This is a genomic window from Thermodesulforhabdus norvegica, from assembly GCF_900114975.1.
Lineage (GTDB): Bacteria > Desulfobacterota > Syntrophobacteria > Syntrophobacterales > Thermodesulforhabdaceae > Thermodesulforhabdus > Thermodesulforhabdus norvegica.
On the sequence record NZ_FOUU01000002.1, the window covers coordinates 189,714 to 206,060 of the forward strand.

Annotated in this window: 20 protein-coding genes; 7 read left to right on the top strand and 13 right to left on the bottom strand. The window is 49.4% G+C overall.

What is annotated here, in order from left to right; translation table 11 throughout:
• Window positions 1–12: 12 nt before the first annotated feature.
• Together BM091_RS04500 and BM091_RS04505 are read right to left on the bottom strand one after the other, a co-directional pair.
• Window positions 13–942 carry an AEC family transporter gene (locus tag BM091_RS04500; protein WP_093393808.1) on the bottom strand — a complete coding sequence of 310 codons (930 nt, stop codon included), beginning with the start codon at window positions 940–942 and terminating at the stop codon, window positions 13–15.
• A gap of 6 nt (window positions 943–948) precedes the next feature.
• Entirely contained in the window at window positions 949–1,323 is a 375-nt protein-coding gene (locus tag BM091_RS04505) for a DUF488 domain-containing protein (RefSeq protein ID WP_093393809.1), read from the bottom strand.
• A 118-nt stretch (window positions 1,324–1,441) separates the two neighbouring features.
• Here BM091_RS04505 and BM091_RS04510 point away from each other — a divergent pair, with 118 nt between their 5' ends.
• Window positions 1,442–2,518: an LptF/LptG family permease gene (locus BM091_RS04510; RefSeq protein ID WP_093393811.1), complete on the top strand. Its 1,077-nt coding sequence runs from the start codon at window positions 1,442–1,444 to the stop codon at window positions 2,516–2,518.
• A gap of 9 nt (window positions 2,519–2,527) precedes the next feature.
• Here the strand turns inward: BM091_RS04510 and BM091_RS04515 are convergent, their stop codons facing one another.
• Genes BM091_RS04515 through BM091_RS04535 form a run of 5 tightly spaced genes read right to left on the bottom strand, consistent with a single transcriptional unit; the run spans window position 2,528 to window position 6,424 of the window.
• Window positions 2,528–2,899: a response regulator gene (locus BM091_RS04515; RefSeq protein WP_093393812.1), complete on the bottom strand. Its 372-nt coding sequence runs from the start codon at window positions 2,897–2,899 to the stop codon at window positions 2,528–2,530.
• Window positions 2,900–2,914: 15 nt separating this feature from the next.
• On the bottom strand, window positions 2,915–4,138 hold the full coding sequence (locus BM091_RS04520; protein ID WP_093393814.1) for a glycosyltransferase family 2 protein: 1,224 nt from the start codon (window positions 4,136–4,138) through the stop codon (window positions 2,915–2,917).
• Between the two features lie 18 nt (window positions 4,139–4,156).
• Window positions 4,157–5,134: a protease modulator HflC gene (hflC, locus tag BM091_RS04525; RefSeq protein ID WP_093393815.1), complete on the bottom strand. Its 978-nt coding sequence runs from the start codon at window positions 5,132–5,134 to the stop codon at window positions 4,157–4,159.
• Between the two features lie 12 nt (window positions 5,135–5,146).
• Entirely contained in the window at window positions 5,147–6,211 is a 1,065-nt protein-coding gene (hflK, locus tag BM091_RS04530) for an FtsH protease activity modulator HflK (protein WP_093393817.1), read from the bottom strand.
• 3 nt (window positions 6,212–6,214) lie between these two features.
• Entirely contained in the window at window positions 6,215–6,424 is a 210-nt protein-coding gene (locus BM091_RS04535) for a hypothetical protein (RefSeq protein ID WP_093393818.1), read from the bottom strand.
• A 170-nt stretch (window positions 6,425–6,594) separates the two neighbouring features.
• On the opposite strand from BM091_RS04535, the gene BM091_RS04540 reads away from it, so the two are divergent.
• From BM091_RS04540 to BM091_RS04560, 5 genes are all read left to right on the top strand, one after another.
• Window positions 6,595–6,954 carry a winged helix-turn-helix domain-containing protein gene (locus BM091_RS04540; protein WP_218148809.1) on the top strand — a complete coding sequence of 120 codons (360 nt, stop codon included), beginning with the start codon at window positions 6,595–6,597 and terminating at the stop codon, window positions 6,952–6,954.
• A 137-nt stretch (window positions 6,955–7,091) separates the two neighbouring features.
• The gene (locus BM091_RS04545; RefSeq protein WP_093393821.1) at window positions 7,092–7,958 is read left to right on the top strand and encodes an ABC transporter substrate-binding protein; all 867 of its coding nucleotides are present in this window, start codon (window positions 7,092–7,094) and stop codon (window positions 7,956–7,958) included.
• Window positions 7,959–7,973: 15 nt separating this feature from the next.
• Complete coding sequence (locus BM091_RS04550; protein WP_093393823.1) at window positions 7,974–8,816, top strand: ABC transporter substrate-binding protein; 843 nt, start codon at window positions 7,974–7,976, stop codon at window positions 8,814–8,816.
• A gap of 89 nt (window positions 8,817–8,905) precedes the next feature.
• On the top strand, window positions 8,906–9,598 hold the full coding sequence (locus tag BM091_RS04555) for an ABC transporter permease (RefSeq protein ID WP_093393825.1): 693 nt from the start codon (window positions 8,906–8,908) through the stop codon (window positions 9,596–9,598).
• 3 nt (window positions 9,599–9,601) lie between these two features.
• Complete coding sequence (locus tag BM091_RS04560) at window positions 9,602–10,627, top strand: ATP-binding cassette domain-containing protein (protein WP_093393826.1); 1,026 nt, start codon at window positions 9,602–9,604, stop codon at window positions 10,625–10,627.
• Between the two features lie 5 nt (window positions 10,628–10,632).
• On the opposite strand, the gene BM091_RS04565 is transcribed toward BM091_RS04560, so the two are convergent.
• The 5 genes from BM091_RS04565 to BM091_RS04585 form a co-directional block, all read right to left on the bottom strand.
• The gene (locus BM091_RS04565) at window positions 10,633–12,012 is read right to left on the bottom strand and encodes a sigma-54-dependent transcriptional regulator (RefSeq protein ID WP_093393828.1); all 1,380 of its coding nucleotides are present in this window, start codon (window positions 12,010–12,012) and stop codon (window positions 10,633–10,635) included.
• On the bottom strand, window positions 12,009–13,250 hold the full coding sequence (locus tag BM091_RS04570; protein WP_093393829.1) for a sensor histidine kinase: 1,242 nt from the start codon (window positions 13,248–13,250) through the stop codon (window positions 12,009–12,011). Before BM091_RS04570 ends, BM091_RS04565 begins: the two co-directional genes overlap by 4 nt.
• 22 nt (window positions 13,251–13,272) lie before the next feature.
• Window positions 13,273–13,746: a hypothetical protein gene (locus BM091_RS04575; RefSeq protein WP_093393830.1), complete on the bottom strand. Its 474-nt coding sequence runs from the start codon at window positions 13,744–13,746 to the stop codon at window positions 13,273–13,275.
• Between the two features lie 21 nt (window positions 13,747–13,767).
• The gene (locus BM091_RS04580) at window positions 13,768–14,040 is read right to left on the bottom strand and encodes a hypothetical protein (RefSeq protein WP_093393831.1); all 273 of its coding nucleotides are present in this window, start codon (window positions 14,038–14,040) and stop codon (window positions 13,768–13,770) included.
• Window positions 14,041–14,262: 222 nt separating this feature from the next.
• Complete coding sequence (locus tag BM091_RS04585) at window positions 14,263–14,766, bottom strand: hypothetical protein (RefSeq protein WP_093393832.1); 504 nt, start codon at window positions 14,764–14,766, stop codon at window positions 14,263–14,265.
• Window positions 14,767–14,934: 168 nt separating this feature from the next.
• On the opposite strand from BM091_RS04585, the gene BM091_RS04590 reads away from it, so the two are divergent.
• Window positions 14,935–15,969 (top strand): uroporphyrinogen decarboxylase/cobalamine-independent methonine synthase family protein, encoded by a 1,035-nt coding sequence (locus BM091_RS04590; RefSeq protein WP_093393833.1) that lies wholly within the window; start codon window positions 14,935–14,937, stop codon window positions 15,967–15,969.
• A gap of 46 nt (window positions 15,970–16,015) precedes the next feature.
• Here the strand turns inward: BM091_RS04590 and BM091_RS04595 are convergent, their stop codons facing one another.
• Window positions 16,016–16,336, bottom strand: a complete 321-nt coding sequence (locus BM091_RS04595) for a heavy metal-binding domain-containing protein (RefSeq protein WP_093393835.1) — start codon at window positions 16,334–16,336, stop codon at window positions 16,016–16,018.
• Window positions 16,337–16,347 lie beyond the last annotated feature (11 nt).

Here is a 16,347-nt window from a genome sequence, read left to right on the forward strand (position 1 = left end):
TGAAAGGCTTTTTCAGGGTACTATGGCAAACCACAGAGAATAGGTCAAAGCACAAAGGACGGTATGAGCAGATATTGCCACCGAGGCAAAAGATGCGTCACCCTTGAACTCTCTGGCCATAACGTAGGTTACCGTTGCGGTGGGAGCTCCCAGAAGAACAACCATTGGTTTCATAGCGCTGGAGGGGAATTGTACCCAGTGCCCTATGGTCATTCCGACAAGGGGCATAAGAATGAGTTTCGTTATGCCGATCGTTGCCAGCAGGGGTATGTAACCGGCCGTGCGAGAAAAGGTCAGCCCGGCTCCGATCAGAAGAAGGGCCATTGGTAGTCCCATGGATGCCAGTATGTCGATGAAGCGTCCCATAGGTGAAGGCACCGGTAGTCGGAGCAGGGACCAGCCTGTGCCCACGCATACTCCCCAGATGATGGGATTCAGACAGATACCGTGAAGGAGAGTGCTCACAACCTGATGCTTCTGAATAGACTCTTTCCGGTTCAGCGTAAAAATGAGCACTGCCAGAATGTTTTGAGCAAGAATCAGGATTGAGCTGTAAAAAACGGCATCCTGGAAGGCTTCTCTACCAAGGGCATAGTAAGCCACCGCATAGGCCATATAACCAATGTTGCCGTGCACCGAGGCGTGCAGGTAGGTTGCCTTAAGCCCCCTGTCAAGCCTGAAAAGCTTCGCAAAGAGCAGCCCGATTAAAAGGGCGGTCAAAAGCGATCCAAGGATGACCAGAACCGTGTTTAACGCAAACCTGCCGGAAAGATCCTGTTTTGCCAGTGCTCTAAACATAACCGCAGGAATTGCCACGTAATATGTTACCGTGTTCGCCGGCTCTATCCATTGCTCCGTTACGATGCCGAACCTGCGGAGAGCGTAGCCAAGACTTATTACCGAAAATACGGGAATAATAGCGTTGAGTATTATCTGTTCCATCGTTGTTCAGTACTCGTCGTCCATCCTCATGCGTAATTCGATCAGGGTTTTGAGAACTGTGGCATGGTTACGGTAATCATCTACGGCATCGTACACAAGGGTTATCTGTTCAAACCTGGCCTTTTCTGTCAGTTCCCGCAGTAGAGGTTCCCTCGCAGGCTCCAGCAGGAATTGGTAATATTCCCGCCTGAAAGTGCGCCATGTTTCTTCTCTGCCGTCCAGGAGCGCCTTCATTCCTTCCGGTGGTGCAAGCTCTTTGAACCACCCGTAGATCACCAATTGTTCTCTGGTTAAGCCCGGGGGAATACCTGTTTCAATGAGAAAGCGCTTTCCGTCATCTTCGTGGGGTTCAGCGTGGATGTTTTTGATCATCACGGCCATTTTTCAACCTCCAGCAATCCTTCCGGATGTGCTACTATGAAACCCGCGAACCCGTATCAGAATGATCCCGTTCGCAATTTTTTGCAATGCTCTGGTGCAATGCGAGAGGTTCTGATCCGTGAGGATATTATACCGATATGTCTTTAAAAGTGCCTGGGATTATTCCTTTCTGGCGCTGATAGTATGCGCCGTGATTTTTCTTACGGCGGACTTTTTCGAAAAAGTTGATGATTTAATTGAACTGAAGGCCGATGCCGTCATCTCGGCGCAATACTTCCTTTATCGTCTTCCTTTCATGGTAAGCCATGTATGGGCACCCTCCGTATTTACAGGCACGATTGTAGCGATGGTGGTCTTTCACCATCGTAAAGAAACTGTTGCCATAAGGGCCGCTGGTATCGGCTCGAGAGCTTACTTCGTTCCCGTCTTCTGGTTTGCCCTGTTGAGCGCTCTCTCATTTTTTGCTTTTAGAGAAGTAGTGGAAAAACCGCTTTTCGTCAAAAGCCAGGAAGTCTGGACAAAGGGTATACACCGGCATAAGTCGGGAGCCTCCGGTAGCTTTGGTCAAAATGTATGGTACGCAACGGGTGATATGATAATCCGGGCAGCCTTTTACGATCCCTCTACACGAACCTTTTACCGGGTTTCTGTTTTTTCTCTGGGCGAGGGCTTTACCCTTAAGACCCGTATGGATGCCGAGTCTATGAGATGGAGCGGGGGGAAATGGGTGTTGAGAAACGCTACGATATTTGAATTTAGAAGTGACGGGGTATTTATCCAGGGCAAGCCCGGTTATGATGCCGGATTTAAAGAAGAACCGGACGATTTCATGAACTTCCGTTTTTTGCCTGACGTTTTACCCTTCTGGAAATTGTATAAGGTCGTAAGGCTTATGAGATCGGAAGGTCTGGGAACAGAACCCTACGAAGTCGAGCTCTTTACAAGGCTGGCCGATGCACTATGGGTTTTCACGGCCTGTTTTCTCGGAGTAATAATAGGTAACCACCGGCGACTGGCACCTCACGCCGTGAAGATCCTTGCCGGTGGGTTTTCAGCTTATGGCGGGTTTTTTGGGCTTTATCAAGCCGGACTGGCTATGACTTCGGCCAACCTTTTGCCCGTTTATCTGGGTATTCCTTGCCCCTTTATCCTGATGCTTTTCCTGAGCCTTCACTGGAGCCGTTCAATTGTCTGATGATTTACTCTATTCTTCACCTTCCTGATGGGCTTCAAGGGCCATAGCGATCTTCTTTTTCAGCTCCGTAAGATCGAAACTTTTCACCACGTAGTAGTCGGCCGCGAGGCTTTTCGTGTCTTCTTTGAACGTATCGTAAGCGGTTGAAAGTATTACCGGCAGATCGAAGAACTTCTGACGGATGTCCTGCAGAAGGTCCAGACCGTTGTAGTCGACCAGTTTAATGTCGAGGATGATCAGATCCGGCTTTTCCGATTCGATCAATTCTATAAGCCCGTGACCGCCTTCGGCCGTAATGACCTCGTAGCCTGCGTCCTGAAGCTCTTCGGCATAGAGCATCCTGATGTGTTCTTCATCGTCCACCACCAAAATCTTGGCCATGATGTACCTCCATGCTTAGACACTTTTCCACTTCGTGACCAGATAACGTTTGTTTTCCTCGAAGGTCATACACTCCCGGTCGATGATTTCTTCGGCCTGCTGCGTCGACATGCGCTCGGTTTTTTTGACGAAAGACACGACCTTTCCGTAATACAGGAGAAGCAGGGCATTCAAAATGTCCTGTTTTTGCTCCTTTTCGGCATCTCTGTACGCAACGGCCACATCAAACAGGGTATTTGCCCATGTATGTGACGGGAACGAAAAGTTTTCAAAACCCATGCTTTTGATTTCTTCAATTTTGTGTAGTTCCGGTTTGTTCAGGATGCCTTCCAGCAAAGGATGATACCTTTCCACCCCCCTGGCAAATAGTTCAAAGAGCCTGGGAGTATTTATCTCCACAGGCACCGGCCCCTCCATTTCCAGAGCATCTGCATTGAAAAGAATCGTCGGTTTACTCCATTTTATCTTCGTCCATCGATCCTGAAAAGTGGTCATCAGGTCAAAAAAAACGCCTACGGTGTTTGTGAAGGCCCGGTTGATCTGAGAATAGGGGTCCTTGAAGCGGTGTATCTTCCGGCTCCCCATGACGGTCTGGCAGACGGGGACTCTTGTAGCCGTTGCCGTAACGGCCATCCATATGTCAATTCCGTCCTCAAGCATGGGTTCCGTCCATTGATCCGTAGATGTCGTAAAAACGTCGAGAAGGTTCTTACCGAAAGCGCATTCTCCGGCAATAGGGCGGCGCAGACGACGTCCGTATAGAGACCTCAAAAGGGGATAAAGAAGGAGTGCTTCCATCGTGTCTTCGTACTTATGGCTGGCGTACAGAGGGGTGACGAATCCTGCGCCTCTGAGAACCGGTTCCACAAAGCAATAGATCCATCGTGGTGCAATGTTTCTTATATCGGCCTCCAGAATTACTATCACCTGAGGATCGAGCAGCCGGGCCTTATCAAAGAGATTTCTTATGTTGCGTCCTTTACCTTTTTCGCCCGGGGCTGTGGATATGTAGATTTTGGGAGTTTCCGTTTCCGTGCCCAGGAAGGTTTCCCGGGTACCGTCCAGAGAATGATTGTCGCAGTTAATTATAACCGACTCCCGATCGCCGTAAAACTGCTTTAGACCGCGGTCTACGGCAACAACGAGGTTTCTGATGTTTGAAGCCTCGTTAAAGGTGGGTATTGCAACTACAATTTCGGCTTTGTCAACTCCCCGCGGGTTCTCTTCAATGTAAGCCATAGCAGCCCTCACACAAATTTAAGGAGTTAGATTCCCGCCCTGCAAATAACGAAAAGCCTCCGTTTCCGTCGAGAACACAAATATACCATTGGGGTTTTCAAAGTTGCTGTAAACCTGCAGGGATCTGTAAAAATCATAAAACTCGGGGTCTCTTGAATAGGCCTCGGCATAAATCCTGGTTGCCTCGGCATCGGCCTCGCCTCTTATTTTCTGAGACTTACGAAAAGCCTCGGATCGAATCCTGGCCAGTTCCTTTTCCATTCTGCCCAATATTATCGCCTTTTCACCCTCTCCCTCGGATCTGTACTGAGCTGCTATTCGTTTTCGCTCGGAGATCATCCTCTCGAAAACCTTCTTCTGCACGCTCTCAACGTAGTTTATCCTTTTAATGCGTATGTCCAGAAGCTCTATTCCCATTTCAGGAACCAGCTTTGCCGCATCGGCAAGCATCTCCCGGGTGATCTTTTCCCGACCTTTCTTTATGATCGTGGGTTCGTCGGAAGCACGGGTGTTGATCAATTCCAGAATTCTGTAATCTTCGAGACCGCTTTCCAGCAGGGATTTTCCTGCATTCTCCCAGCCCTCACTTCTCACGAGCTCAACCAGAAGGCTGTTGGCAACGTGATCTCTGACAACGGAGTCAATTATACCGTCAAGACGGCTCATCGCCGTTGTGATATTCCCGACCCTCTTCAGGAAAAGAAGAGGGTCTTTAATGCGCCATCGGGCCGTAGCATCGACCCAGATGTACTTCTTGTCTTTCGTGGGGATCTGGGTTGGATTTCCATCCCACTTAAGTATTCGTTTTTCAAAGAAGTTTGCTTTTTGAATAAGAGGGACTTTGAAGTAAAGTCCTGCTTCTCTTATGGGTTCCCCTACGGGTTTACCGAACTGGGTTATTACCACCTGTTTCGTTTCATCTACTACGAAGAAAGCGTCTGCCCCCAGTATCAAAAGAGCTACAATCGCCGGTATTATCCATTTCAGTCGTTCCATTGGCCAACCCTCTCACTGTGCCTTGTTTTCAGACGGTTCGATTGACTCCGGCAGTCCCATAAGTGTTCGTCCAATGTCGAGAAGATTCAATGTATTCTTCTGATTTTCGTCGAAAACCACGACTCCTTTCACTTTGTTTATGAAGCCTTCAAAAGCTTCAAGATACATGCGTTTTCTGGTTACCTCCGGTGCCTTCTGGTACTCCGCCAGAATCTCGAGGAACCTTTCTGTTTCCCCTCTTGCCCTGTTGACCCTTTCCAGAGCGTAACCTTCTGCTTCGGTGATCATCTGCTGAGCCTGTCCGCGAGCCCTGGGTATCTGCTCGTTGTAAATTTGCTGAGCTTCGTTAATCATGCGTTCTTTTTCCTGGCGGGCTTCGTTGACTTCGTTGAATGCAGCCTTGACGGGATCGGGGGGGTTAACGTTTTGAAGTTTTACCGTAATGATCCGTAGCCCCGTTTCGTAGTGGTCCATAATCGCCTGGATTTCCTTTCTAACCATTTCTGCAATTTCGGCTCTTCCCACCGTGAGTACTTCGTCGGCATAGCGATTTCCCACCATGCGACGCATTACGGACTCGGAAATGTCGTCAAGGGTGCTTTCAACATCCACAAGCCTGAAAAGATATTTAACGGGATCGGCGATTTTGTATTGAACGGTCCACTGCACGTCGACCACGTTCAGGTCTCCGCTGAGCATCCTGGCTTCCTGCTCATAGCCCCTTTCCGCAAACTTGCTTCTTATTCCGGCTTCAATTGTGCGATACCCGTACTCCCTCTGAAGCACGCGGCCCGTGGGTACCTTATAGACACGCTCAATTCCAAAGGGCAGTTTGAAGTGGAGGCCTGCGTCGGCCGTTCTTGAGAATTTCCCAAATCGAAGCACTACTGCGGTTTCCTGTGGGTTTACGGTAAAATAAGAATTCATGGCTACCAGTACGGCAATCGCTATAACCGGAAGAAGCCAGAAGGGTCCTTTTGGTGCACGTCCTCGAAATTGCTCCCTCAGTTGCCTTAACAATTCCTGTAGAGTTACCTGACCGCTTCGTCTGTCCGGTTGATGTGGATCCCAGACCATAAACTACCCTCTCTTTCCTTTCTGAGATGTCTCTTTTTTCTGATGAGCAGCTTCAAAAACGTAGGCAAAGAAAAGAAGGAGTCCCGTCATAACGATCCAGCCCCATAAGCCCGCCCGGGGCATGAAAAAGATCAGAAGGAAAAAAGAAAACAGGGCGCTGAGCAACAATCGTATTATTAAAAATTTCCATCTGACGCCTTCAAACATCGACATTTGCCGGAATTCCCTGCTTGTGTTTTGAGAAACCTATGGCATCGTAGAGAGTTGGTTGGAAGGTGTCAAGAAAATGCGGAAGCCGAAGAGGTAATCCTGATTCTCTGTGGTGAAAAAAGCCGGCAATATCTGACCGGCCTGTTCAGGGCAGGATGAAAGCGGAGGGCGTAATGGGCAAGGACAGGTTTACAATGCGCCTTCATCTGTGGCTTGAAGGCGATGGTGGGGTGGTCTTCGGCCCGGGGAGGGCTCAACTGCTTGCAAAGGTTCAGGAGTGCGGATCGCTCAGGAAAGCCGCTGAAGAACTGGGAATGTCGTACAGGGCAGCCTGGGGCAAGATAAAGAAAACCGAAGAGCTTATCGGGAAGCCCCTGCTCGAGCAGTCGGGCACGCGGAAGGATGGATACAGCCTTACGGCCTTTGGCAGGAGGCTTCTGGAAAGCTATACGGAGTGGTTCAGGTACGTGGAAAAGGTTTCTCTGGAAAAGGCCCGTGAGCTTTTTCCCTGGGATATTAAACCCTTTGAATAGTTAGACTTTACGGATTTGCTTATTCTCCGGTTCGGTCTTTGCGGCCGTTCTGTTATGTCATGCTTGACATAATATCGGCCTTTTTCCTATAATCCCCCCCAATCTGCAACCTTAAAGCGCGGAAGGAGGATTTGACCATGCAAAGAAGGCGCTACCTGTTGCTCTTTGTTCTGTTAACGCTGGCTTCCTTCGGGTGTGAGCTCTATGCCTCTGAGTGCAGCGAATATTACTGTGAAGGAAAAAGACTTTTGAAAATTGCTACCGGAAGCCCCGGAGAATTGGGACTTCTCAGAGAACTGGCCGAAGAGTTCTGTCGGACACATGAGGACGTAAAGATATGCTGGATAAAGGCCGGTTCCGGAAAATCCCTGCAATTGTTGAAAGAACGCAGGGTTGACCTGGCTCTCGTTCACGCCCCTGAAGCCGAAAAGAAAGCCCTGCAGGAAGGATGGGCTACCGGACGAACCCTTATCGGTGCTAACGAATTTTATCTGGTCGGCCCTCGAGACGACCCAGCGGGAGTAAGGAACTCTTCCGGTGTTGTAGATGCCTATCGCAGAATCGCACAAAAGGGCGCTCTGTTCCTATCAAGAGGAGATAACTCCGGGACTCACAAAAGAGAAATGACCATCTGGAGGCTTACGGGTTTAAACCCTTCAGGGCAACCCTGGTACATCGTAACCCGTGATTTCATGATGGCTACCTTGAAAGAAGCGGACAGGCGGAAGGGGTACTTCATGACCGACAGCAGTACGTGGATTATGGCCCGCAAGAACCTCGTTAATCTCGAACTGCTATACAGAGGGGATCCGCTTTTGATCAACCTCTATCACGCTCTCTTTGTTCCGGCCGGAACCACGCCTCAGGCCGACATTGCCGCAGAGTTCGTGCAGTTTATTTCCTCTGAACCGGGGCAAAAGATAATACGAGAATACGGCGGTAATACTTTTGGAGAGCCTTTGTATAGGGATGCGGAATACGCCAGAAGGTTTGAAAAACCTTAAAGGGAGGGTATCGGTATGTCGAGATTGGGTCTAAAGTCCTTTGTGATGGGAATTGTCTTTCTGTTCGTTGCCGTTACGACCGATATCGTCATGGCAGAAGAGGGGATTTTGAGAATGGCAACGACTACCAGCACGGACAATACCGGCCTTCTTGACTATCTTGCGCCCAGGTTCAAAGAAGCTACCGGTATTGAGCTTCAGTGGGTTGCCGTAGGGACGGGAAAAGCGCTGGAGCTCGGAAAGAACTGCGATGTGGACGTCCTTCTCGTTCATGCCCCTGAGGCGGAGAAAAAGTTCGTCTCAGAAGGCTACGGAGTGGATCGCAGGGAGGTGATGTACAATGACTTCGTCATCATAGGCCCTTCCGACGATCCGGCGGGCATTGCCGGGATGAATCCGGTGGAGGCGCTGAAAAGAATTGCGGCGAAGAAGGCGATTTTCGTGAGCAGAGGCGATAACTCGGGTACTCATAAAAAGGAAATGAGCCTCTGGAAGGAGGCCGGTATTGAAGGAATTGATAGGGCCTCCTGGTATGTCCAGACGGGGCAGGGGATGATTGCCACGATCAACGTTGCGGCAGAAAGAGGGGGTTATACCCTGGCGGATCGAGGAACCTACATAACCTATCAGCATAACCTGGGTGATAAGGCTTCACTTGTGATACTCGTTGAAGGGGACAAACGGCTCTTTAATCAGTACAGCGTGATAGCCGTGAACCCCGATCACTGCCCAAAGGTTCACTACGAAAAAGCCCGGAGATTTATTGAATGGATAGTATCTCCCGAAATTCAGAAGGCTATAGGTGATTACAGAATGCTCGGGAAGCCTCTTTTCGTTCCCAATGCCGGTAGAAATTAGCAAAAGTGTTGTTGGATTAAAAATTTGCAGATAAGTAAAAAACCGCTCAGATCGATTTCACGGGGTAACGGAGGTGTCGCAAGCGGGAGATGGAGTACATCTTTAGCGGGCTGGTAGGGGCGGTTGCTCTTCTTATGTCCAGGGATGCCGAAACCTTTTCGGCGATTTACGCCACTGTGGTTGTGACGAGTTATTCCATGGCGGCGAGCCTGCTTATAGGAGTTCCGCTGGGGTTTGTCCTGGGGTATTTTGAATTCAGGGGAAAGCGGTTGGTGCGGACAATCGTTGACACGTGCCTCGCCCTGCCGACGGTTCTCATAGGCCTGGTTGTTTATGCCCTCATATCAAGGCGAGGCCCTCTGGGGGAACTGGGACTTCTTTTTACCCTGAAGGCAATTGCCATAGGTCAGGCCATTCTGGCATTGCCGATAATTATGGCTCTTACCGCTACTGCCGTAGAAAGCCTTGATAGACAGCTTCGCATAACTGTCCTCACTCTTGGGGCTAGAGGCAAACAGGTTCTGTTAACGACTATCTGGGAAGCCAGGCATGCCATACTTGCAGCGGCTCTGACCGCCTACGGCAGAGTCCTTACGGAAGTTGGAATCTCAATGATGGTAGGAGGCAACATCAAATGGCACACACGCACGATAACCACGGCTATCGCTCTTGAAACGGGAAAAGGAAACTTCTCGCAGGGTATTGCACTGGGACTGGTTCTCATGTTCATTGCCTTTGCGGTTAACGTGGCTCTTTCATTCCTCAAGAAAAGAACCCAGTGAACTATGGAAAAGCCGATTTATCGACTGGAAGGCATCCGGCATCGTTACGGAAATAGAACGGTTCTCAGGATTGACGTCCTGGAAATACATAAAGGTGAGATCATCGGGCTGGTGGGTCCCAACGGCAGCGGTAAGAGCACGTTGCTTCGACTTCTCGCCTTCATTGAGAACCCTTCTGCGGGAAGGTTGCTTTACTTTTCCGAAGGCAGGAAGCCTCATTTTGAAGTGACCTTGTTGACCCAGGAGCCTTATCTTCTCAAGAGAGATGTCTTCGGCAATGTGGGTTACGGCTTGAGGGTTCGTGGAGAGCGGGCAAACCTGCAACGGCGTGTCGAAGAAGCCCTCGAATGGGTCGGTCTCGATCCCGCAGCTTTCATTCGAAGAAAATGGTATGAGCTTTCGGGTGGTGAAGCTCAGCGTGTGGCTCTGGCGGCAAGGCTTGTTCTCAGGCCCAGAGTTCTTCTGCTCGACGAACCCACGGCTAATGTAGATGCGGAGAGCGCGCGCCGAATCCAGGAAGCAGCCATTAAGGCGCAGGAGAGATGGGGAACGACGATTGTGGTTAGCAGTCATGATTGGTGGTGGTTGTTAAATCTGTGCGACAGAGTTGTACACCTCTTCGAAGGTCAAGCCCTCGGTTCTGGAGTGGGGAATCTCATTTTTGGACCCTGGAAGAAGATCGGGGATAATCTGTGGAAAAGAACTTTGAGCAACGGCCAGGCTATCATATGCCCCAACGTTCCGGGCGAAAACGCAATCGGATGGATTGAACCGGAGGGCATCAGAATAGGATTGATTGAAAACGGAAAAAAGGGCGATGCAAATTCCGGTACGCGGGTAATAGAACTTCAGGGCAGGGTTGCGAACCTTGCCGCTTACGGTAAAAAGAATCATCTAGTCGCCACCGTGTGGGTGGGAGAAGAAAGATTCTTGAGTCTGATAAATCCCGAAGACACCGTAGTGGTTCCGGGTCAGGAAGTTTGTATCAGCATAGATGCGGGAAGGATCCGCTGGCTGGATAGAAATTAGCAAGATTAAAAGTCTATTCCGTATTTTTCCAGCTTGTATCTCAGAACACGCTCCGATATTCCCAGCATTTCTGCTGCCCTCGTTTTGACCCCGCCTGACTTTTCTAAAGCCTTCCTGATGCGGGTTCTCTCAAGGAGAGCAACCGCTTCGGGTAAAGGAAGGTCGTCGTAAGTGTTAACGCTGATTTCGGGGGGAGTGCTCTGTAAGTAGGGCGGTAGGTCCTCCAGGCGAATTATTTCATCTTCCGCCATGATGACGGCACGTTCCACGATGTTTTCCAGCTCCCTGACATTACCGGGAAAATCATGGTGAAGCAGTCGCTCCATTACTTCACGGCTTACGGATTTGATCTCTTTCCCGTGTTTCCCGGAAAAAAGCCTCAAAAAATGGTTCACCAGGGGAGGAATGTCCTCTTTGCGGGCCCGAAGCGGTGGGACATAGATAGAAAAAACGTTAAGCCGCCAGAATAAATCTTCCCGGAAAGTGCCTTCCTTTACCATTGACTCCAGATCTCTGTTTGTGGCCGCAATTATTCTCACGTCAACGGCCATCTCCCTGGTACCGCCCACACGGTGGAATGTCCCGTTCTGTAGCACTCTAAGAAGCTTAGCCTGTAGCCCTACGGACATGTCTCCAATCTCGTCCAGAAAAAGGCTTCCTCTGTGGGCAAGTTCAAAAAGGCCGGGCTTGGCCTGGTGAGCCCCCGTGAAGGCTCCTTTCTCATGACCGAAAAGCTCACTTTCCAGCAATCCTTCCGGTATTGCGGCGCAATTTACGGTCATGAGAGCCCTATCCCTGCGAGAACTCAGGCTGTGAATCAGCCTGGCCACTACCTCTTTTCCCGTACCCGACTCTCCCAGTATCAGAACGGTGGCGTCGGTTTCTGCAACTCTAGAAACAAGGGTCAGAAGCTCCTTCATTTTCGGGCTTTCGGCAATAAAGTCGGGTATATCCCGCGGGGTAAGGCTCTCCAGTTTTTTTCGTAAAACCTCCACTTCCTTCTGGAGTTTCAGTTCCCGAATGGCCTTTTCTATTATGATGAGAAGTTCTTGCAGGTTTACGGGCTTGGTGAGGTAGTGATAGGCGCCTCTTCTCATTGCTTCGACGGCGCGTTCCACGGATCCAAAGGCGGTTAGCATTATTACCTGAATCAGGGGATGCTCTTCTTTTATCTTCTTAAGGAGACTCAGGCCATCGACATCCGGAAGCTTCCAGTCCAGAATGATCACATCTACGGGTATTAGATCCGGCGCAGATAGCTTTTGCAGTGCCTCACGGCCCGAAAGAGAAGTTTCAATCCTGTAGCCTTTGTGCTTTAAAAATTCGCTCAAAATCCTCAGCTGATTGGGGTCGTCTTCAACGATCAGGATCTGCCATGATTTCACTTTTGGCTTACCCCTGGAATGATCACGACGGCTCCCGTTCCGCCCAACGATGATTGTTCGAGTTTTACTGTTCCCCCATGAGCTTCAACGACCTTTTTTACCAGATAAAGGCCCAATCCGAAACCTTCTTTTTTCGTGGTTATAAAGGGCTCAAAGATTTTTGACCGGATTTCCACAGGTATGCCCGTTCCGCTGTCCTCTATTCTGAAGGCCACGTAATCCGGGCCTGCTGAGGCCGAGATCGAAACCGAACCACCTTCAGGAGTGGCTTCTAAAGCATTACGGATCAGGTTTTCCAGAGCCCTGAGAAGCCATTTTCTGTCGGCCGTAAACTTAATCGTCTCGTGGGGATAGTCAGCGATAAAAGAGATTCCCGAAGCCTTCGCCCTGGGAACGAATTTGTGCTCCAGTTCAGAAAGTATATCCTGGACTGAAAGGGGCTCCGTGGATATTTCGATCCCTCTGTCGGGAGACAACAGGTCCAGGGACAACTCAGACATCCTGGCTATTTCCTGCATAAGAGTTTCCATGATTTCGGGTTTTAGCTCACCCAGTTCCTTCATGTACTGAAGCCCCATGGACAGGGTATTTAGAGGGTTTCTGATTTCGTGGGCGACCATAGCCGCAAGCTTGCCCATCATGGCAACCCGTTCGGAGGCTTCAAGCCTTTGCTCCAGCTCCTGTTGTCGTGATGCCATCCTGGCAACGAGATACCAGGAAAGAACGAAAAGGATCACCGCGGCAAGGACGCTTATCCCCGTAAACCAAAGGCTTTTCCGCAGGGTTCTCACTTCAAGAGTCCGGTCTAAAGCGAGGATCATAAAAAGTTTTCGCCCTGGCAGGGGATAAAATTCTGTACAAAAATAGTATGTGTCCCCCGCTCGATAACCTGTAAGGCAGTGCTTTAAAATTTTTTTTGCTTCATCAGGCGAGACGTAAGGCATTGTGTTAATCAGTATTCGTCCTCTTTCGCTTAACAGTATTCCTTTCAGGAATGGGTAACCCTGAAGTTCGTCAAGAAGCCAGGTCAGGGAACGCATGTGATGAGGAGCATGGGGCAACTGGCGCAGTAGCTCCATGTGGCCGGTTATTCGTGACTCGATGCAATTGACCATGCTGGTGAGGTCGGAAACCCTGTGAGTATTGAATACGTTTTTTAAAATTATGAATTGTATAAGGGCCAGAAAAAAGAGTACCGCTACGCCTGCAATCAATGCGTAGCGGTACATCTTCAGCATTTCGGCCAAACCTCTGCTTCAACTATCTATCATCGGGCTCCCAGCAGGGAGGACAATAATATCTTCCGCCTCCGTGATGGCGGCCGTGCCGGTATCCGGGGCCTCTCATTGCTCCCCACAGGGGGTATCCTTTGTCATCTCTGAGGGTAATTGTTCCCGATTGGGTCTCGATGGTTTTGGGAAAGACCAGGTCGTCGTTCTGAAAACCCCTGATTTTGACCCTTTCCCCTTTCTTCAGGGTAAAACCCTTTTCCTGCCAGTAATGCCAGGGCCCCAGCCTGACGATGTAATATTCACCCTCATCGGTTTTTACGGTTGCAACCGGAAACGTAAGGGCCACTATGGAACCCTCGAAGGTAACTTCCCTGGCGTTGCTCATAAATCCATGCCAGGGAGGAGGCGGAGGACCTTCTTCCTGCTCCGCATAAGTTATCGCTCCGCTCATCGGAACCAGCGCCAACAGAAGCAACAACCCGATCAACACCCTCTTTTTCATGATTTAACCTCCTCTGTAAGTTTAGTAATTATCGGAATCTTGTGAAGTCTTACCGGATTCGCTCTGGAAGTTTTGCCTGTTTCCTGTAACATCTCTTTTATAATTTCCATCGTACTGGAATCTCATGTGCCTTCCCGTTGACCCGTTATAATAGGGGCAGTCCTGATATGACCGCGATCTGCTCATCGAGCCGTATCTCCCGGCTTCGGAAAAAGAGACCCACACTCCAAGCAACAGGCTCAGCACCGCAAACCCTAACGCAGTCCTTTTTAACCTACCCTTGATTCTTTCCATTTTTTACCTCCTGATTTTTTTGCCTTTACTTTTCGTGGCGCCACGCACCGAAGACCTGAAGCATATGGCGTGCCATGGATTATAAATGCCTGTGATATTAATATGTTATCAGCTCAGGAAAGAAAAACCCCCTTTTTCCCGGGCTTTACTTTAAGGAAAAAGGGGATCTGCTTCGACAAAAGGGCAGGGTGGAACGACAAGAATGTCGAGACGTGGCTGAAGCTATTCGTTTAGAGACCTCAATGCCTGCCAATCAAATTGCCTGGCAATTTCCAGGGCGTCTTCCCAGGACATGTTTTTAAAGCTTATCATGAATACGGCGGGAGCATCCTGAGAGTTTGCCAGAGAGACCACGACGGCGCCGCCGTGATCCTTTTTGTCATAGCTTATGCCCACATGAAATCCGTTGACTTCGAGAGTTTTGACGAGCCCTTCACTGCTGTCGATCTCGATTCTCCTGTCGTAGTTGGACCAGTAATCTGCCGCCATTGCGCCGTAAAAAACATGGGCCTCCAACTCCTTATCCCCCTGAACATAGGTTTTATGGGCGGTCACCATACTTCCCATAGGAGATCCGGACATCTTAATTCCTTCACACTGATTGCCCTTCCATCCGTCAAGATCTACCAGGTATTTACAAATCTCCTCATACTCAGGCTGTCCTGCCATGCAGGGTAAAGAAAATAACGCTAAGATTGCAAAAATCGCTGTAATCAGCCTCTTCATGACCACCTCCTGTAGGTTAAAGGCCTTTACTATTTATCCTTTAAGTGCTGAAAAATATATCATTAAAATCCGGTTTTTGCCGACAGATTTTTTGATTTTGAATGATCCGTGCAAATTGTGATATTTGACGAAACCGTAGGGCTAACCTTTGGAAAGGGATTGGGGGATATGACCATTCCGGGTAATTTTTTAACAACCGCAATGGCGGTTATGCCTCATAGGGATCCCGATAAAGCGCTGGAACTGGCGCTTTCTCTCGATATACCCTTCTGGCCTCAACTTCCCCTGTTCAGCTATTATGAAGATATGTACGTTCAGGCATCGGAACATTTTCCCGGCATAATTCTGGACCTGGAGCATCGTAAACTGAGCTTTTCAACGTCAAAATTTATGGACGAATTGCCCGGGATACTGGATCGGTTTGAGGATCCCGAGCTTTTTAATGTAAGTCCTGAATATTCCGTGGTCTATCACAAGTTCCTGGCGATGGATCTTGCCGATCGCCCCGCCATAAGAGGGCAGATTGAAGGGCCCATAAGTTTTGGTTTCAACGTTCAGGATGAAAAGGGGCGGCCGATACTGTTTAACGATGAAGTCAGAAGCTTTCTCCTGGAGTTTATGGCCCGGAGGGTTAACGTTCAGCTAAGGCGCCTTAAAGAGAAAAACAAAAATGCTTTTATGTTTATTGATGAGCCCGGATTGCAGTTCGTCTTCAGTGGTATGAGCGGCTATGATTCAGTCCGTGCCAGATTCGATCTGGAGTATTTTTTTTCTCTTATAGAAAGACCGAGAGGAATTCACCTTTGCGGGAATCCGGATTGGGAGTTTCTCCTGGGGCTCGATCTGGATATTCTATCTCTGGACGTTTACACCAACGGTGAGATCTTTTCTGCTTACGGGAAGTCTATAAGAAGGTTTCTCGAGCGTGGAGGCGTTCTTTCATGGGGCATGGTGCCGACGAACTTCGAGCCTTTCGAGAAGGAGAGCCTTAATTCTCTGTTTGAGCGTTTTCTGGAGCTTTTTGACAGGGTAATGGTTAGCATGGGCCCGGGAATAGACCGGGAGATGCTCATTTCGAGAAGTCTCCTTTCGCCCGCAACCTGCTGCCTTGTGAACCCCGACGGAGCGGCCACGGTGGAAAAGGCTTTCGGGGTGGTTAAAGAGCTTTCCGGACGCCTGAGGGAGCACTTCGGGGTGACTTAAGGGCACTCAAATACGGCTCCAGAACACCTCTGGAGGGTTTTCTTCTTTAATCGACAGTTACGGCCGTGCCGCTTACACATACCATAAGCATACTGTTTTGAGCCCCCAGGATCTCGTAATCTATGTCAATACCCACAATTGCATTGGCGCCCAGATTCTTTGCTTCCTCTATCATTTCTTCCATTGCAATTTTTCTCGCTTTTGCCAGCTCCTTTTCATAAGCCGCCGATCTGCCCCCTACTATGTCCCTGAGCCCTGCAAAAAGATCTCTGAAAATGTTTGCCCCCATAATAGATTCACCGGTCACAATCCCGTGATACTTTCGAATCTGTCTTCCCTCGATATTAGGCGTCGTTGAAAGGATCATCTTCAGACCTC

Excerpts from the sequence above, each read along its gene's own strand:
- BM091_RS04520 (WP_093393814.1), bottom strand. The coding sequence starts at position 4,138 with ATGGCTTACATTGAAGAGAACCCGCGGGGAGTTGACAAAGCCGAAATT.
- BM091_RS04595 (WP_093393835.1), bottom strand. The coding sequence starts at position 16,336 with ATGATCCTTTCAACGACGCCTAATATCGAGGGAAGACAGATTCGAAAG.
- BM091_RS04585 (WP_093393832.1), bottom strand. The coding sequence starts at position 14,766 with ATGAAGAGGCTGATTACAGCGATTTTTGCAATCTTAGCGTTATTTTCT.
- BM091_RS04545 (WP_093393821.1), top strand. The coding sequence starts at position 7,092 with ATGCAAAGAAGGCGCTACCTGTTGCTCTTTGTTCTGTTAACGCTGGCT.
- BM091_RS04515 (WP_093393812.1), bottom strand. The coding sequence starts at position 2,899 with ATGGCCAAGATTTTGGTGGTGGACGATGAAGAACACATCAGGATGCTC.
- hflK (WP_093393817.1), bottom strand. The coding sequence starts at position 6,211 with ATGGTCTGGGATCCACATCAACCGGACAGACGAAGCGGTCAGGTAACT.
- BM091_RS04590 (WP_093393833.1), top strand. The coding sequence starts at position 14,935 with ATGACCATTCCGGGTAATTTTTTAACAACCGCAATGGCGGTTATGCCT.
- hflC (WP_093393815.1), bottom strand. The coding sequence starts at position 5,134 with ATGGAACGACTGAAATGGATAATACCGGCGATTGTAGCTCTTTTGATA.
- BM091_RS04535 (WP_093393818.1), bottom strand. The coding sequence starts at position 6,424 with ATGTCGATGTTTGAAGGCGTCAGATGGAAATTTTTAATAATACGATTG.
- BM091_RS04555 (WP_093393825.1), top strand. The coding sequence starts at position 8,906 with ATGGAGTACATCTTTAGCGGGCTGGTAGGGGCGGTTGCTCTTCTTATG.
- BM091_RS04500 (WP_093393808.1), bottom strand. The coding sequence starts at position 942 with ATGGAACAGATAATACTCAACGCTATTATTCCCGTATTTTCGGTAATA.
- BM091_RS04580 (WP_093393831.1), bottom strand. The coding sequence starts at position 14,040 with ATGGAAAGAATCAAGGGTAGGTTAAAAAGGACTGCGTTAGGGTTTGCG.
- BM091_RS04550 (WP_093393823.1), top strand. The coding sequence starts at position 7,974 with ATGTCGAGATTGGGTCTAAAGTCCTTTGTGATGGGAATTGTCTTTCTG.
- BM091_RS04540 (WP_218148809.1), top strand. The coding sequence starts at position 6,595 with ATGGGCAAGGACAGGTTTACAATGCGCCTTCATCTGTGGCTTGAAGGC.
- BM091_RS04575 (WP_093393830.1), bottom strand. The coding sequence starts at position 13,746 with ATGAAAAAGAGGGTGTTGATCGGGTTGTTGCTTCTGTTGGCGCTGGTT.
- BM091_RS04560 (WP_093393826.1), top strand. The coding sequence starts at position 9,602 with ATGGAAAAGCCGATTTATCGACTGGAAGGCATCCGGCATCGTTACGGA.
- BM091_RS04570 (WP_093393829.1), bottom strand. The coding sequence starts at position 13,250 with ATGCTGAAGATGTACCGCTACGCATTGATTGCAGGCGTAGCGGTACTC.
- BM091_RS04505 (WP_093393809.1), bottom strand. The coding sequence starts at position 1,323 with ATGGCCGTGATGATCAAAAACATCCACGCTGAACCCCACGAAGATGAC.